Origin of the sequence: Spirillospora sp. NPDC048819, from assembly GCF_040650055.1 — a bacterium.
Lineage (GTDB): Bacteria > Actinomycetota > Actinomycetes > Streptosporangiales > Streptosporangiaceae > Spirillospora.
The window spans coordinates 59,147-74,763 of the sequence record NZ_JBEZGN010000020.1 but is presented as its reverse complement, the minus strand read 5'-3'; the positions used below and the strand labels follow the sequence as shown (position 1 = coordinate 74,763).

Genomic DNA, 15,617 nt, shown 5'->3' with positions numbered 1-15,617 from the left:
GCCCGCGACGGCGATGCTACTCGCCGGTAATCACAAATGCTACTCGTCAGTAACCACTGACGGAGGCGGGAGGTCCGGCGCCCTTGTCCGGCCGGTGGCAGGTGGGTAACGTGGCTCGAAATCACCGGAGGAGGGCACGGTGACGCACGCGAGGCCCGTATACCGGCCCGGGTTACGCCGGCGGATCGGGCATATCCGCGACCTCACCGCGCTCCTGCTCCGCACCGGCCTGCTGTTCGCCGGCGGCCCCCGCCGCATGATCCGGCAGGTCGGCACGCTGCGCCGCTGGGGCACCACGCTCGCCGGGCTCGTCGCCGCGTCCGCCGCCCGCTCCCCGTCCCGGCCCGCGCTGATCGACGACGAGGGCGTCCTCACGTTCGCCGAACTCGACGAGCGCGGCGCGCGGCTCGCCGCCGGGCTGCCGCTGCACGGCCCCCGCCCCCGAGTCGGGGTGCTGTGCCGCAACCACCGCGGCATGGCCCTGACGCTCGTCGCGTGCAGCCGGCGCGGCGCCGAGGTCGTCCTGCTCAACACCGGTTTCGGAACGGGCCAGCTCCGCGCCGTGCTCGGCGAGCTGCGCCCCGCCCTGATCGTCGCCGACGCCGAGTTCGCGCCGCTGCTGCGGACCGTTCCCATCGCGCTGCGCCGCACCGTCCTGTGGGCCGACCGGCGCCCCGGCCCGGCGCGCGGGATGCCGCTGTCCGCGCCCGTCCCCGCCGCGACGCTGGCGCCCCCGCCGCGCCCCGAGCCCGCCCCGCCCGCCCCGCCCGCTCCGCCCGCCCCGGCGGAGAAGGGCCCGAGCATCGGGGAGATCATCGCCTCGGTGCCCGCGTCCGACGCCGCGGCGGCCCGGCCGCCGCAGATCCAGAGCCGCACGATCATGCTGAGCTCCGGCACCACCGGACGCCCGAAGGGCGCCCGCCGCCCACCCCGCCCCGGACTGTGGCCGCTGGCGTCGATGACGTCCCGGATCCCGCTGCGCGCCCGGCAGACGATGATCATCGAGGCGCCGCTGTTCCACACCTGGGGGTACGCCGCCCTGCAGATGGCGTGGGCGCTGCGGGCCCCGGTCGTCCTGCACCGCCGGTTCGACCCCGAGCAGACCCTGCGCGCCGTCGCCTCCCACCGCGACACCACCGTGTTCGCCGTCCCGGTGATGCTCCAGCGGATCCTCGAACTGCCCGCCGGGGCCCGCGCCGTCTACGACACGTCCTCGCTGCGGATCGTGGCGATCAGCGGCGCCGCGCTGCCCGGCGACCTCGCCACCCGGTTCATGGACGTGTTCGGCGACCGGCTCTACAACGTCTACGGCTCCACCGAGGTGTCCTGGGTGTCCATCGCCACCCCGCGCGACCTGCGGATCGACCCCCGCACCGCCGGACGCCCGCCGCGCAACACCTCGCTCGCCATCCTCGACACCGAGGGCGCCAGGCTCGGCCGCTCCACCATCGGGCAGATCTACGCCGCGAACGAGCTGCTGTTCGAGGGCTACACCGCCGGCGAGCCGATGGAGGTCCGCGACGGGATGCTCGCCACCGGCGACTTCGGCCACGTCGACCACCGCGGGCTGCTGTTCGTCGACGGCCGCGGCGACGGCCTGGTCGTGTCGGGCGGCGAGAACGTCGTCCCGCGCGACGTGGAGGACGCGCTGCTGCGGCTCCCGGAGATCGGCGAGGTCGCCGTCGTCGGCGTCCCCGACGACGAATGGGGGCAGCGGCTCGCCGCCTACGTCGTCCTGCGGCCCGGGGCCCGGCTGGACGCGGACGCCGTCCGCGACTACGTGCACGAGCAGGTCGCCCGGTACGCGGTGCCCCGCGACGTGCACTTCATCGCCGAGCTGCCGCGCAACGCCACCGGCAAGGTCGTGCACCGCTGGCTCACCGCCCGCCCCGGCCGGCCGCGGCCCGAGGGACGCGTCGACTGGCCGCCCCTGGGCGCCGAGCAGGCCGGCCACGCGGGCTAGGTCGCGGCGGCCTCCAGCGCGGGCTCCGCGGAGAGCGGCAGAACGACCGTGACGGACAGGCCGCCGCCCGGCCGCGGGACCGCCTCGACCGTGCCGCCGTGCGCGCACACCACCGCCCGGACGATCGACAGCCCGAGACCCGCACCGTCCTTCGAGCCCGTCCGGTCGGCGCGCAGCCGCCGGAACGGCTCGAAGAGCGTCCCGGTCTCGTAGGACGGTACGGGCCGCCCCGTGTTGACGACCCGCAGGAACGCCTCGCCGCCCCGGACACCGGTGCGCACCCACACCCGCCCCTCCCGCACGTTGTACTTCACGGCGTTCTCCAGCAGGTTCACCGCGCAGCGCTCCAGCAGGACGGGATCACCGGTGACGACGGCGGGCGCGAGCCGGGCCTCGACGTCGACGTCCGCGGCCTGATCACCGAGCTGGTCGAGTGCGCTGCGGATCACGTCCGGCAGCGGCGTCTCGACCCGCGTCCCGAGATCGCGCTCCGATCTGGCGAGCGTCAGCAGTCCGTCGATCAGCCGCTCGTGCCGGGCGGTGTTGCCGAGCAGCACGTCCGCGAGCGCCTTGGTCTCCGGCGGGTTCTTCCGGCTGGCCAGCGCCACCTCCAGGACCGTCCGGTTGATCGTCAGCGGCGTGCGCAGCTCGTGCGAGGCGTTCGCGACGAACCGGCGCTGAGTGTCGAACGCCCGGTTCAGCCGGTCCAGCATCCGGTCGAACGTGTCGGCCAGATCCTTGATCTCGTCCTGCGGGCCCTCCAGCGCGATCCGCTCGTGCAGATTGCTCTCCGACAGCCGCCGGGCCGTCGCGGTCACCCTGTGCAGCGGGCGCAGCATCCGTCCCGCGACCACGTACCCGATCACCACGGCGAGGGCGCCGACGACCAGCATCAGCAGCAGCGAACTCTGCAGCAGCTGCTCCAGCACGTCGTGCTTCTGCCGGACGAGCTGCCGGTCGGCCTCCTCCCTCAGCGCCATCAGCTGCGCGAAACCGTCCTCCGACGACAGGTTCCCCCGCAAAGCCAGGTCCCGCAGCCGCGTCATCATCTCGGGACTCAGGTCGTCGGCCCGCGTGAAGCGGTTGTCCATCGTCCGGACGGTCAGCGCGTAGGTCACCGCGACCAGGACCGCCGAAGTCACCAGGTACAGCGACCCGTACACCAGCGTCAGCCGCGCCCGCACGCTCAGCCTCGGCATCGCCCTCATCGCGCCTCCAGCCGGTACCCCGAACCCGTCACCGTCTCGATCACCGGCGGCTGCCCGAGCTTGCGGCGCAGCGTCGCCATCGTCACCCGGACGATGTTGCTGAACGGGTCGATGTTCTCGTCCCACGCCCGCTCCAGCAGCCGCTCGGCGCTCACCACACCGCCCTCCGCCCGCAGCAGCTCCTCCAGCACGGCGAACTCCTTCTTCGTCAGCCGCAGCTCCCGCCCGTCCCGCGCCGCCTTCCGCCGATGCGGGTCCAGCCGGACGCCCCTGCGCTCCAGCACCGGCGGAACCGGCGGCCCCGACCTGCGCGCCAGCGCCCGCACCCGCGCCACCAGCTCGCTGAACACGAACGGCTTCGGCAGGTAGTCGTCGGCGCCGAGCGACAGCCCGTCCACCCGGTCGTCGACGTCGCCCGCCGCGGTCAGCATCAGGATCCGCCCGGGACTGCGCCGCCCCACCAGCTCCCGGCAGACCTCGTCCCCGTGCACCGTCGGCAGGTCCCGGTCGAGGACGACCACGTCGTACTCGTTGTACGAGGCCAGCTCCAGCGCCGCATCGCCGTCGTACGCCACGTCGACGGCGATGGCCTCCTCCCGGAGCCCCTCGGCGATCGTGTCCGCCAGCACCCGCTCGTCCTCGACGATCAGTACGCGCATGCCGCCGAGCATGACCGGCCGGAGGTTAAACGGCGGTAAGTATTCAGCGCCGCCAGCAGGTGTAGGTGACGGTCGCGGTGCCGCCCGGCGCGAACGACACCGTCCCGCTGCCGCTTCCGTCCAGGAAGCACAGCACCTTCGGACGCACCGTCACCGCCACCGACGCCGAACGCCCCGCCGCCAGCCTGCCGCTCCCGTCCGCGCTGATGCGCGCGTCCCCCGACCGGACCGAGGACACCGACCACTTCACCGCCCCGCCCCGCGCCGTCAGCCGGATCCGGCACCGCGTCGGCAGCCCCACGGCCCGCACTCCACGGCAGTCACCGTCATCGACCGACAGCCGCCCGGGCCCGGCGGGCGCCTTCGCGGGCTTGTCGTCCTTGGCGGGAACCTTCGCCTTCTGCTCCTCCCGGGACGGCGTCGGCGAAGGACTCGGCGCCTCAGGCGTGGCCATCGTCACCGGCGGCGCCGCGGGCGGCGACGCCTCGTCCCCGTCCGTCGACTCGAACAGCACGAGCATCCCGGCGGTCAGCACGACCCCCGCCGCGACCCCGATGACCACCAGCCACCGGTGCAGCCGCACCGGCGGCTCCCGGCACTCGTCGCGCACCAGCTCGTACAGCCGGTCCCGGAACGTCCCCGCGTCCGCGCCCTCGTCCGGCAGCCCCGACAACGCGGCCCGGACCGCCTCCACCGCCGCGTCATGGTCGCCGAGCAGCCCCGCGGCGTACTCGACCAGCTCGGGCCCGTACACGTTGTAGACCTGGCCGACCGCGTCCGGCCGCCGCGCCTCGAGCGCCACGGCCAGCCGGAAGTCCTCGTTCAGCGGGGGACCGGTACGGATGGGCACGGACGGATTATCGCCGAACGCGCACATTGAGTGATTCCGCCGAACCACACAGTTCGCCCGCCGTCTTTATCAGCGCACGACGAACTCAGGGCCGGATCGCAATGGCGGCATAGGGCGTCTCCGGAGTCGGCGGCGTGCTGAACCGGGCATTCGGCAAGTACAACTTCGGCCCGAACCGCGCCACGGTGGTCGGGATGTCGAACCGCGGATCGGTCAGCCGCCTGACGACCCGCCCCTCGGTACCGCGCCCGTCCAACCTGACCACGGCGACGGCGTTGAGACGGTTCTGCACCACGTACAGGGTTCGACCCTCCAAGAGCAGCCCGTCCCCATTCACGAGCGACTCACCATGCAGGTCGACCTCCTCGGCGACCCCGCTCCGGGCATCGACCTTGAACAGCCGCCCCGTGTTGGACTGGACGACCAGAAGCGACCGACCTCCTCGCAAGGCCACGATGCCGTTCGCGTTGATGCCGTCCCCGAACTCGATGTCCCCGCTCAACGGGAGGGTCTCCACGCTGCCATGCCCATGCAGCGGAACCCGGTAAAGCACCGGATTGGTCGAATCGGTGAACCACGCACCGTGCCGAGTAAGCACAACGTCGTTCACGAACGCCGGCTTCTCAGTAAGCGCGTATGACTTCAGGACACGCCCCGTCCGCGTATCCACGACCCGCGCGTCCCCGCCCGTCCCGCCGGCGATGAACAGCCTCCGCCCCCACGTCTTCATGCCGAGCGACGGCGTACCCGGCCCCGGGCTGATGACCTTCCCCTTCCCGGTGCGCAGATCAGCGCGGTAAACGGCCCCGGTCGCCCGCGACCCGAAGAACGCCACAGGCCCCGGCCCGATGGCGATGCCCTCGGGCTGGAACCCGTCCGGAAGCGCAACCCGGTCCGGCAGCCGCCCCCTCTCATCATGCACAGCGCCCTGCGCCGACCCCCCAAGCGGCACGAGGAGCCCAACCGTCAGTGCGGAAATGAACAGTCGAGACCACATACCCCCAACGTCCCCCAACCTCCGCCCACACGCCAGACCCGACTAATGCGGTCCCTCCGTGCGCAGTCCCGAGGATCACAAGGACGACGGACGCGCCGCATCGCCGGGCGGATCCATGGCGTGACGCGCGCCCACCCCGGCAACCGAACGAGGACCGCGTTCCCGAGCGGTTCCCAATACTCTGAGGCATCAGGTATCTCAGGAGCGACCGGGAGGCCGGCCGATGATCACTCTGACCGCGGTGGCGGGGGTGGCCCTGCTCGAGCTGGGCATGGCCCTGACCCCGGGACCGAACATGGTCTACCTCGCCTCCCGCGCGATCACGCAGGGCCGCAGGGCGGGCCTGGTCAGCCTGGGCGGGACCGCCGTCGGGTTCCTGTGCTACCTGCTGGCCGCGGCCGCGGGCCTGTCCGCGCTGTTCGCCGCCGTGCCGGTCGCGTACACGGTGGTCAAGTTCGCCGGAGCCGCCTACCTGGCCTATCTCGCCTGGGGCATGCTCAAGCCCGGCGGTCGCTCGCCCTTCACCCCGGACCAGGACCTTCCTCCGGTCTCCGACGCCCGCCTGTTCTCGATGGGCCTGCTGACCAACCTGCTCAACCCCAAGATCGCGCTACTGTACGCCGCGCTGCTGCCGCATTTCCTGGACCCGCAGGCAGGCCCGGCCTGGGCGCAGCTGCTGCAGCTCGGCGGCGTGCAGATCATCGTGGGGGTCACCGTGAACGTGCTGGTCGTGCTGGGCGCAGCATGGGTATCGGGGTTCCTGGCCGTCCGCCCCCGCGTCATGGCCGCCCAGCGGTTCACGGCAGGCGGCCTGCTCGGCGCCTTCGCACTGCGCACCGCCCTGTCCCGCACCCCCGCCTCCGCCTGACCCCGCCCGACAGACCGACTGTGAGCGGGCTGCGCCGCAGCTGAGGTGCCGACAGGTCGCTTTCGGCGGCCGGCGTCCACCTGCCCAGTGGCGTGGCTAATGCGGGTTTAACGCGGGGGTGGGTTTTGTGGCTTTTCGTCGGGGCGGGTGTCCTCGGCGGGGAGGGCTTCATGGGACTTCGGGTTTGGGCCGCGGTGGTTGCGGTGCCGGTTCTGGTCGGGCTTGGCGGGTGCGGGGGCGACGGTGGTGGGAGTGGGGTGGCCAGTGCCGGTGGGGCGGGGGCCTCCACGGCTTCGGCGTCGCCCGGTACGTCGCTCTCGCCGGAGGACGCGCAGTTGAAGTTCGCGCAGTGCATGCGGGAGAACGGGGTGGACGTTCCCGATCCGGGCAGCGGGGACGCGGAGGCGAGGCGGCTGGGGGAGGGCGGCGACCGGAAGAAGCTGGAGGCGGCGCTGGAGAAGTGCCAGTCGTGGCTGCAGGCCGGGGGGAGGATGCCCGATCTGAAGGACCCGAAGGTGCGTGATCAGTACGTCGAGTTCGCGCAGTGCATGCGCGAGCACGGGGTCGACATACCGGATCCGGGGCCGGACGGGGAGTTCAAGCTTCCGACGGGGGACATCGACCGGAATGCGCTGGAGAAGGCCCGGGAGAAATGCGAGCTCGACCTGCCGGGCGTCGGCAAGTGAGGCGGCTCGTGGTCGTGGGCGGCGTCGCCGGCCTGGTGGTGGTCGGCGGGGGAGGTGCGTTGGCCTGGACGGCGGACGGTGACGAGGCGGAGGCCGGGCAGAAGGCGCGGCTGGCCACGGCTGAGGTGAGCCGGGGCGATCTCGTCGATACGGAGACGGTGGACGGGAAGCTCACCTATGACGGCGTCCGCGAGGTGTGGACGGGTGCGTCGGGGGTGGTGACGTGGACGCCGGGGCAGGGGGCGACGGTCAAGCGGGGCGGGACGCTGCTGAGCGTGGCCGGCAGGCCGGTCACGCTTATGTACGGCGGTAGCCCCATGTACCGGACGCTCAGGCAGGGGGACTCGGGTAAGGACGTGCGGCAGCTCGAACAGAACCTGCGGGCTCTCGGATATGGCGGCATGACCGTGGACAAGCAGTTCACGGGGGCGACCGAGGCAGCTGTGAAGGAGTGGCAGGACGATCGGGGTCTGGAGGAGACCGGGGCGGTCGGCCCGGATCAGGTCGTCTTCCTGGGCGGGGCCGTGCTCGTGCGGGACGTCAAGGCGCCCGAGGGGCAGCGGATCGCTGAAGGGCAGCCGGTCCTGACGGTGGCGGGGACGCGGCGCATCGTCCATGTGGATCTCGATGCCGACAAGCAGGATCTCGCCGAGAAGGGGGCCGAGGTCGCCGTGGAGTTGCCCGGTGGCAGGAGCGTCAAGGGGGAGATCACCGAGGTCGGGAAGGTCGCGGAGACCAGCGGGTCGGGGCAGGAGAAGAAGACCACGGTCGACGTCGAGATCTCGCTCGGCGATGCCGAGACGGGGCGGCTGGACGAGGCGCCGGTGAGTGTGGAGCTGGAGAGCGAGCGAAGGAAGGACGTCCTGTCGGTGCCGGTGGAGGCGCTGCTGGCGCTGCGTGAGGGCGGCTTCGGTGTCGAGGTCGTGGACGGGACGCGGCGGCGGCTCGTCCCGGTGGATGTCGGGGCGTTCGGTGGGGGCCGCGTCGAGGTCGGCGGAGGCGGGCTGCGGGAAGGTGTGAAGGTCGGGGTGCCGGCCGAATGAGCGTGCAGGGTGCGGACATCGTTGAGCTGGGTGGAGTGACGAAGGAGTACCCCGGTGTGGTGGCTCTGCGGGGGGTCGATCTGGTGATCGCGCCGGGGGAGATGGCCGCGATCGTGGGGCCGTCCGGGTCCGGGAAGTCGACGCTTCTGCACATGATCGGGACGCTGGATCGTCCGACGGAGGGGAGTGTGAAGGTCGCCGGGCATGAGGTGCCGGGGCTGAGTGACCGGGAGTTGTCGGCCCTTCGGGCGCGGCATGTCGGGTTCGTGTTCCAGCAGTTCCATCTGGCCGCGGGGGTGAGTGCTCTCGACAACGTCGCCGACGGGCTCCTCTACAGCGGTACGGGGTTGAAGGAGCGCCGGGAGCGGGCGCGGGCGGCGCTGGAGCGGGTCGGGCTCGGGGGGAGGGCCGGGCATCGGCCGCATGAGCTTTCGGGGGGTGAGCAGCAGCGGGTCGCGGTCGCGCGGGCCGTGGTCGGGGAGCCGGATCTGCTGCTGGCCGACGAGCCGACCGGGAACCTCGACTCGGAGGCGGGCGCTGAGGTGCTGGCCCTGCTGGACGAGCTGAACCGCGCCGGCACCACCGTCGCGATCATCACGCATGACCTGGAGGTCGCGGGCAGGGCGCCGCGCCGGGTGAGGATGCGGGACGGCCTGGTCGTGGCCGACGAGCGGGCGGGGAGCCGGTGAGGGCCGCGCTGGTGCCCGCGCGGCTCAGCGCGGGCGATGTGCTGCGCGTCGGGCTCGGCGGGCTGCGGGCGCGTCCGGCCAGGGTGGTCCTGTCCGCGCTGGGCATCGCGATCGGGATCGCGGCGATGGTCGCGGTCATCGGGATCTCGTCGTCCGGCAAGGAGGATCTGCTGCGGCGCCTCGATCGGCTCGGGACGAACCTGCTGACGGTCAAGCCCGGCGACACGCTGTTCGGTGAGAAGGCTGCGTTGCCAGTGGGGGCGCCGGAGATGGTCCGCAGGATCGGGCCCGTCACGGCGGTCGGGGCGACGGGTTCGGTGGACGCGACCGTGCGCCGCACCGACAAGATTCCCGAGGAGGTCACGCACGGGATCGCGGTGCAGGCGGCCACCGTCGAGCTGCTGGGAACGCTTGAGGTGGACACGGCGAGTGGCGGGTGGCTGAACGCGGCCACCGGGCGCTACCCGGGCGTCGTGCTCGGCGACCAGGCGGCCGGGCGGCTCGGCCTGGACCGCGCGGGCGGGCAGGTGTGGATCGGCGGGAGGTGGTTCACCGTCCTCGGTGTGCTGCGGCCCGCCGAGCTGGCGCCCGAGATCGACCGGTCGGCCCTCGTCGGCTGGGACGCCGCGGAGCGGTATCTGGGGTTCGACGGGCATCCGACGACGATCTACGAGCGGTCGGCGGACGCCTCGGTCGGCGACGTCCGGAACGTCCTGGCGCGGACGGTCAGTCCCGAGCATCCCGAGGAGGTCGAGGTCAGCCGCCCCTCGGACGCGCTGGAGGCCAGGGCCGCCGCGGACGGGGCGTTCACCGGGCTGCTGCTCGGGCTCGGCGCCGTCGCGCTGCTGGTCGGCGGGGTCGGCGTCGCCAACACCATGGTCATCTCGGTGCTGGAGCGGCGGCGCGAGATCGGGCTGCGCCGGTCGCTCGGCGCGACGCGCGGGCAGGTTCGGGTGCAGTTCCTGGCCGAGTCGCTGCTGCTGTCGGCGTTCGGCGGCGCCGCCGGCGTCGCGCTCGGCGCGGCGGTCACCGCCGGGTTCGCGCTGTGGAAGGGCTGGCCGCCGGTCGTGCCCGCCTGGGCGCTCGGCGGCGCGCTCGCCGCGACCCTGGCGATCGGGACGGTCGCGGGCCTGTATCCGGCGATGCGCGCGGCGCGGCTGCCGCCGACCGCGGCTCTCGCGACGGTCTGACCCTGGCCACGCCCTGACGAACCGGGGCATGATTGTGACCGCAGACAACGTCCTGGGAGGTGCCCCAACCGTCATGCCGGTGCCACGCCCGTTGCGCGAACGCTGCCGCGAGTTCCTCGGGATCGACGGGGAGATCGGCTACATCTTCCCCGCGATGGCCTACGGCGGCGGGGCGGGCTTCATCTTCGTCGTCACCGACGACCAGATCGCGGTGATCTCCACCGGCGCGATGAGCCGCACCACTCCGAAGACCGTCTGGGGCAGCTACCCCCGCGGCACCCGGATCGGGCCGGTGGAGACCGGCGTCGGCGCGTCGTTCGAGTTCGCCGGCGCGGTGTTCGAGGTGGACGACGAGTACGCCGCCGTCGTCAACGCCGCCGACGCCGAGATCTTCGACCGCGACAGCCTGCCCAAGGACCCCCTGCCGGATCTCTAGGCGGTCCCTGGACGAGGACGCCGCCCCGCCCGAGGCGAGGTCACCGTCGCCAGGCGGCCTCGCGATGGCGGGCCAGGGCGGTCAGCGCCTGGTTGACCGGTGCCGTGCGGCCCACCTTGGCCGCCTCCCGTGGGACCGCACCGTTGATCACATCGATCTCGCTGGTCCGGCGAGCCTTATGGTCCAGCAGCGCGGACGGCTCGGCACCGGGCATCCGGGCCGCGAACTCGCGCACGAGTTCCACGGGGTCCGGCACGTCGATGGCCACCCCGCGCGCCCGGGCGGTCTCCCAGGCCTCGATCGCCGCGGCCTGGCTCGTCCGCGCCAACTCGGGGTGGTCGCGGATCTCGCCCACGGTCAGCCCGGTCAGGGCGCACGGAGCGCTGTAGGCCACGTTGCAGATGAGCTTCTCCCACTGCATCGCGATGATGTCGTGCACGGCCTCCGCGTCGAACCCGGCGGTTCGCCAGGCCGCGGCAACCTCCTCGACCCGTTCGGGGGGCAGGGAGCTGTGGGCGCCGAACCTCAGGGCGCGCATCGCGTTGTGGTGCACCCGGCCCGGCCCGCGCAGGCCGGCGCCGAAGCCGCTGGCGATGCCGACGGCCAGGCGTTCGGCGCCCACCGCACCGGCCACGACATCGGCGGAACCGAGGCCGTTCTGGATGGTCAGCACGGTGGTCCCCGTTTCCAGCAGCGGTGCGAGTCCGGCTGCGGCCTCGGGCACGTCGGCGGCCTTGACGGCGAGCACCACGAGGTCGACGGGATCGGCGGGCACGGTGGCGTGGGCCGCGACCGCGGCGCGGAACTCCCCGTCCGGTCCGTGGACGTGCAGCCCGTCGCGGGCGATGACCTCCACGTGGGCCTGCCACGCGTCGACCACCGACACCTCGTGGCCCGCGCGGCTCAGGCGTGCGGCGTACACCGAGCCCATGGCTCCGCAGCCGACGACGCAGATCCTCATCAGCCCAGCTCCTTGAGGAGGTTGGCGATCTCGTCACCGAGACCCGGTTTGGCCTCCAGGCCGAACCCGGGCGCCTGGCCGGGGTGGACCAGGCCGTCGGAGAGCCGGCAGTCCGGACTGTAACCGCCGAAGGGCTCGAAGACTCCCGGATAGGATTCGCAGCCGCCCAGCCCCAGGCCGGCCACGATGTGCAGGTTGATCAGGTGCCCGCCGTGCGGGAACGCCTGGGACCGGTCGACGTCACGCGACTCCATGACGTCGAGCATGCGAGCGTACTCGGTCAGCCCGTAGCTGAGGCCGGCGTCCATCTGGAAGATGTCCCGGTCGGGCCGTACTCCACCGTAGGCGAGCAGGTTGCGCACGTCCTGGAAGGAGAAGAGGTTCTCGCCGGTGGCGATGGCCCCCGGGTAGGCCTCGGTCAGTTCCTTGTGCAGCGCGTAGTCGAGGGGGTCCGCGGGCTCCTCGTACCAACGCAGGCCGAGGCCGGCCAGAGCCGCGGCGTAGGCCAGGGCCTGGTCCCGGTCGAAGCGCCCGTTGGCGTCGACGGCCACCCCGTCCCCGCCGCCGATCACCTCGATGGCCGCCTCGACCCGGGCCACGTCCTCGGGGAGCGGCATGCCGCCGATCTTGATCTTGACCGTGCGATAGCCCCGGTCCGCGTAGCCGGTGAGCTCGTCGCGGAGCCGGTCCAGGGAGTCGTCGGGGTGGTAGTAGCCCCCCGCGGCGTAGACCGGCACACCGCCGGTCATGGGCCGGCGACCGAAGGCCCGGGCGATGGTGGCATGGGCCGGCTCGTCGTTGTGCTTGGCCAGCAGGTCCCACACCGCGAGCTCCACCGCACTGGCCGCCGCGGCGCGGTCGCCGTGGCCGCCGGGCTTCTCGTCCCGCATGGTGCACCCGAGCACGCGGGCGGGCGAGAGCAGCCCGGTCGACGGGTCGAGCAGGGCGTCGGGGTCGGCGGCCAGCAGCCGCGGGATCATCCGCTCCCGTAGGATGCCCCCTTGGGCATGGCGCCCGATCGAGTTGAAGGCGATGCCGGTGAGCGGACCCCCGTCGCGGCGGACGTCGGTCTGGACGGCCACCAGGGAGACGGTGTGCTCGGCAAAGTTCACCACGGAGTTGGTGATGTCCCCACGGAGGGGGACCGCGACTTCGCGGATGTCGGTGATGCGCATGGCCCTCAGACTATGATCTAGACCGTTCGAATTGTCTAGTCTAATCACTGTCGCCCCTTTTGGCCGGGCCCGTCTGTCCGGTGGCCGGCCGGTGCTCGGCGCCGGTGGGTTTCGCGGGGCGCTCCACCTGGGTGTTACAGGTCACAATGTCTTTCGGTCCTGCGGACGGTGGACCCGAGGACGGGAGAGGGCAATGAGGCGTTACGAGGAAGTCGCCGAGGAACTGGTCCGGCAGATCCAGTCGGGACGCTGGCCGATCGGCGGGCAGTTCGCGCCTGAAGTGGACCTGGCGGCGGAGTTCGACGTCAGCCGGGGCACGATCCGAGCCGCGCTCGACATCGTGGAGGAGTTGGGGCTCGTCTCTCGCCGGCCTCGGCGCGGCACCCGCGTCGAGCGTCTGAAGCCGCATTCGGTCTTCGCCCGTTCCGTGCATTCGGTGGGCGACCTGATGCAGTACTCCGTGGAGACGGACCGCCAGGTGCTGTCGATCGCCGACGTGGTGGTCGACGAGGTCGACGCCCTGGTCCTGGGCTGCCGGCCAGGGCAGCGCTGGACCAAGATCCGGATGCTGCGCATCGACCCGGTCGACGATGGCTGGCCGTTGTGCTGCACCGACGTCTACCTCGAGCCCGACATCGCCGAGGCCGTGGGCGACCAGGTGCTGGACCCCAAGCGGTTGATCTCGGACATGGTCGAGCAGACGACCGGCCGCACCGTGCACACCATCGAGCAGCGGATGCGGGCGGCGACGGTGCCGGACGCCATGGTCGATCTGCTGCGCACCACCGCCGGTTCGCCGGTGCTGCAGATGATGCGGCGGTACCTGGATCGCGCCGGGGACCCCTTCGAGATCACGGTCTCGGTACACCCCGCTGATCGGTTCGAGTATGCCGTTGACCTGGAGCGCGGTCGCGGCTGACATAGCCTGCGGAGACTGGGGGCGGGTGTGTCGCCGCGGCCCAATTGTCCAGACCGTTCAAGAAAAAGTCTGGTGGACAGAAACACTTTCCGATAGCGTGGGCGGGTCACTTCACGGGAGGATCACCATGGGCGCCAACTCCGAGTTCGAGCTCCAGGGGCTCTGCCACCTCGCGCTGGTCTGCGAGGACATGGAGCGCACCGTCGACTTCTACACCAACGTCCTCGGCATGAAGCTGAAGAAGACGATCAAGATGCCCAACGGCGGTCAGCACTTCTTCTTCGACATGGGCGGCGACCAGTTCCTGGCCTTCTTCTGGTTCCCCGATGCGCCCAAGCGGGCCCCCGGCATCGCCTCGTCCGCGGTGCTGCCGGGTCTCGGAGACATCGCCACGGCCCACGCCTCGATGAACCACGTCGCATTCAAGATCCCGCTCGACAAGTTCGATGAGTACAAGGCCAAGCTCGATGCCAAGGGCGTCGAGACCGGTCCCGTCCTTGAGCACGACGACAGCCCGCGCGGTGTGGCGGAGACCTTCCATGAGGGTGTCTTCGTCCGTTCGATGTACTTCTTCGACCCGGACGGTGTGCTGCTGGAGTTCGCCGCCTGGACGCGTGAGCTGAACGAGGACGACGTCAACCTCGCGCCGATGACCGCCGCGGGTGTCCCGGCCGCCCAGGGCGCCTCCGCATGAGCGGAGAGTCGATGGTGGAGTACGCCGAGAGGTTCTTCCGGCTCGTGGAAGCCGGTGACATCGAGGCGGTCTCCGCCCTGTACCACGACGACGTCACCGTCTGGCACAACTATGACGACGTCGATCAGTCCAAGGAAGAGAACCTCGCGACGCTGGGAAGCATCTCCAGCCGTTACGACAAGTTCGGCTACGCCCAGCCTCGACACACCGCACTCGAGGACGGTTTCCTCCGCCAGCACGTGATCGAGGTCGAGCGCAACGGCCGGTCGGCCGCGATCCCGGCGATCCTGCGCGTGTACGTCGAGGACGGCAGGATCCGGCGGATCGAGGAGTACTTCGATCGCAGCCAGCTCGCCGTCGTCCTCGCGGCCTGAGCGCCGAGGCGGACCCGGTGCCGGTCGGGCGACGCACGACCGGCACCGGGTCTGCGCCATGTCCGGGGTGCCGCCGACGCCGTTCGGCGTCGGGCCGACGCAGTACGTTCGTCAGGGCTCTCGCTCAGGAGAAGAAGCTGCGGCTCCCCTCGGCGAAGCGCAGCAGATCCTCGGCCACGGTCACCTCGGTGAAGTCCTGCCTGCGGTGACTGGGCGCCGAGATGCTCACCGCGTACCGGGCGCCGGCATGGGTGCCGAGCGGCGCGGCCACCGCGATGACCCCGTCCTCGCTCTCCTGCAACCCGGTGGCATAGCCCCGCTTCCGGATGCGCTTCAGATCCTCCAGGAGCGCGGTCCGAGTGCTCAGTGACTGGGGGGTCAGCTGCTCTAGTTCCTCCTGCGGATAGAGCGCGACCACGGCCTCGTCCGGCAGCAGCGACAGCAGTGCCTTGCCGGAGGCCGAGACATGGGCCGGGAGCGTCTTGCCCATGCGCGATCCGACCCGCACGGCCCGGCTGCTCTCCACGGCATCGACGAAGGACACCAGCGCGCCGTCGAGGCGGGCGAGGTGGACGGTCTCGCCGTAGTGCTTGGCGAGGTCCTCCAGCATCGGGCGGACCTGTTCGCGGACGTCGATCCGCCGCAGCACCGAGAAGGCGATCTCGGTGAGCGCCGGACCCGGCTCGTAGGCCCGCGAGCTGCCCGACTGGCGGACGAACCCCCGGTACTGCAGCATCGCCAGCACCCGGTGCGCGGTGGACGACGCCACCGAGAGGTACTCGCTCACCTCGGTGAGGCGCAGGCTCTTCCGCTCGCCCAGCAGCAGCAGGATGCGCAGCGCGTTGTCGACCGACTCGATCGGATACTGCGGCTTACGAGGCTGAGCTGGGGAGGAGCTGTCCACC

General features: G+C 71.8%; 17 protein-coding genes. 10 read left to right on the top strand and 7 right to left on the bottom strand.

What is annotated here, in order from left to right; genetic code table 11:
* Positions 1-139: 139 nt before the first annotated feature.
* Entirely contained in the window at positions 140-1,963 is a 1,824-nt protein-coding gene (locus AB0C35_RS25205; protein WP_358460214.1) for an AMP-binding protein, read from the top strand.
* Here the strand turns inward: AB0C35_RS25205 and AB0C35_RS25200 are convergent.
* The 4 genes from AB0C35_RS25200 to AB0C35_RS25185 all read right to left on the bottom strand — a co-directional run bounded on the left by AB0C35_RS25200 (position 1,960) and on the right by AB0C35_RS25185 (position 5,677).
* Positions 1,960-3,171 (bottom strand): HAMP domain-containing sensor histidine kinase, encoded by a 1,212-nt coding sequence (locus AB0C35_RS25200; RefSeq protein WP_358460211.1) that lies wholly within the window; start codon positions 3,169-3,171, stop codon positions 1,960-1,962. The two genes, AB0C35_RS25205 and AB0C35_RS25200, sit on opposite strands and share 4 nt — an antisense overlap.
* Positions 3,168-3,830: a response regulator transcription factor gene (locus tag AB0C35_RS25195; RefSeq protein ID WP_358460208.1), complete on the bottom strand. Its 663-nt coding sequence runs from the start codon at positions 3,828-3,830 to the stop codon at positions 3,168-3,170. The genes AB0C35_RS25200 and AB0C35_RS25195 overlap by 4 nt, the downstream gene beginning before the upstream one ends.
* A gap of 43 nt (positions 3,831-3,873) precedes the next feature.
* Entirely contained in the window at positions 3,874-4,680 is an 807-nt protein-coding gene (locus AB0C35_RS25190; RefSeq protein WP_358460205.1) for a hypothetical protein, read from the bottom strand.
* Between the two features lie 85 nt (positions 4,681-4,765).
* Positions 4,766-5,677 (bottom strand): superoxide dismutase, encoded by a 912-nt coding sequence (locus AB0C35_RS25185; protein WP_358460202.1) that lies wholly within the window; start codon positions 5,675-5,677, stop codon positions 4,766-4,768.
* Positions 5,678-5,900: 223 nt separating this feature from the next.
* Between AB0C35_RS25185 and AB0C35_RS25180 the strand changes: the two genes are divergently transcribed.
* The 6 genes from AB0C35_RS25180 (at position 5,901) to AB0C35_RS25155 (ending at position 10,589) form a co-directional block, all read left to right on the top strand.
* Complete coding sequence (locus AB0C35_RS25180; RefSeq protein ID WP_358460199.1) at positions 5,901-6,545, top strand: LysE family translocator; 645 nt, start codon at positions 5,901-5,903, stop codon at positions 6,543-6,545.
* 335 nt (positions 6,546-6,880) lie between these two features.
* Positions 6,881-7,231: a hypothetical protein gene (locus tag AB0C35_RS25175; RefSeq protein WP_358460197.1), complete on the top strand. Its 351-nt coding sequence runs from the start codon at positions 6,881-6,883 to the stop codon at positions 7,229-7,231.
* Complete coding sequence (locus tag AB0C35_RS25170) at positions 7,228-8,274, top strand: peptidoglycan-binding protein (RefSeq protein WP_358460193.1); 1,047 nt, start codon at positions 7,228-7,230, stop codon at positions 8,272-8,274. The genes AB0C35_RS25175 and AB0C35_RS25170 overlap by 4 nt, the downstream gene beginning before the upstream one ends.
* Positions 8,271-8,963: an ABC transporter ATP-binding protein gene (locus AB0C35_RS25165; RefSeq protein WP_358460190.1), complete on the top strand. Its 693-nt coding sequence runs from the start codon at positions 8,271-8,273 to the stop codon at positions 8,961-8,963. Before AB0C35_RS25170 ends, AB0C35_RS25165 begins: the two co-directional genes overlap by 4 nt.
* Positions 8,960-10,153, top strand: coding sequence for an ABC transporter permease (locus AB0C35_RS25160; RefSeq protein ID WP_358460187.1), 1,194 nt, complete (start codon positions 8,960-8,962; stop codon positions 10,151-10,153). The genes AB0C35_RS25165 and AB0C35_RS25160 overlap by 4 nt, the downstream gene beginning before the upstream one ends.
* 73 nt (positions 10,154-10,226) lie before the next feature.
* Entirely contained in the window at positions 10,227-10,589 is a 363-nt protein-coding gene (locus AB0C35_RS25155; RefSeq protein WP_358460184.1) for a hypothetical protein, read from the top strand.
* A 40-nt stretch (positions 10,590-10,629) separates the two neighbouring features.
* On the opposite strand, the gene AB0C35_RS25150 is transcribed toward AB0C35_RS25155, so the two are convergent.
* A complete protein-coding gene (locus AB0C35_RS25150; protein WP_358460182.1) occupies positions 10,630-11,550 on the bottom strand; it encodes a 2-dehydropantoate 2-reductase in 921 nt (306 codons plus the stop codon).
* Positions 11,550-12,725, bottom strand: coding sequence for an enolase C-terminal domain-like protein (locus tag AB0C35_RS25145; RefSeq protein ID WP_358460180.1), 1,176 nt, complete (start codon positions 12,723-12,725; stop codon positions 11,550-11,552). The genes AB0C35_RS25150 and AB0C35_RS25145 overlap by 1 nt, the downstream gene beginning before the upstream one ends.
* A 193-nt stretch (positions 12,726-12,918) precedes the next feature.
* Between AB0C35_RS25145 and AB0C35_RS25140 the strand changes: the two genes are divergently transcribed.
* The 3 genes from AB0C35_RS25140 (at position 12,919) to AB0C35_RS25130 (ending at position 14,712) form a co-directional block, all read left to right on the top strand.
* Positions 12,919-13,644: a GntR family transcriptional regulator gene (locus AB0C35_RS25140; protein WP_358460178.1), complete on the top strand. Its 726-nt coding sequence runs from the start codon at positions 12,919-12,921 to the stop codon at positions 13,642-13,644.
* A gap of 127 nt (positions 13,645-13,771) precedes the next feature.
* Entirely contained in the window at positions 13,772-14,338 is a 567-nt protein-coding gene (locus tag AB0C35_RS25135) for a VOC family protein (RefSeq protein WP_358460175.1), read from the top strand.
* Positions 14,335-14,712 carry a nuclear transport factor 2 family protein gene (locus AB0C35_RS25130; protein WP_358460172.1) on the top strand — a complete coding sequence of 126 codons (378 nt, stop codon included), beginning with the start codon at positions 14,335-14,337 and terminating at the stop codon, positions 14,710-14,712. The genes AB0C35_RS25135 and AB0C35_RS25130 overlap by 4 nt, the downstream gene beginning before the upstream one ends.
* A gap of 124 nt (positions 14,713-14,836) precedes the next feature.
* Here AB0C35_RS25130 and AB0C35_RS25125 read toward each other — a convergent pair whose 3' ends face one another.
* Positions 14,837-15,616, bottom strand: a complete 780-nt coding sequence (locus tag AB0C35_RS25125; protein ID WP_358460169.1) for an IclR family transcriptional regulator — start codon at positions 15,614-15,616, stop codon at positions 14,837-14,839.
* Position 15,617: the final 1 nt, after the last annotated feature.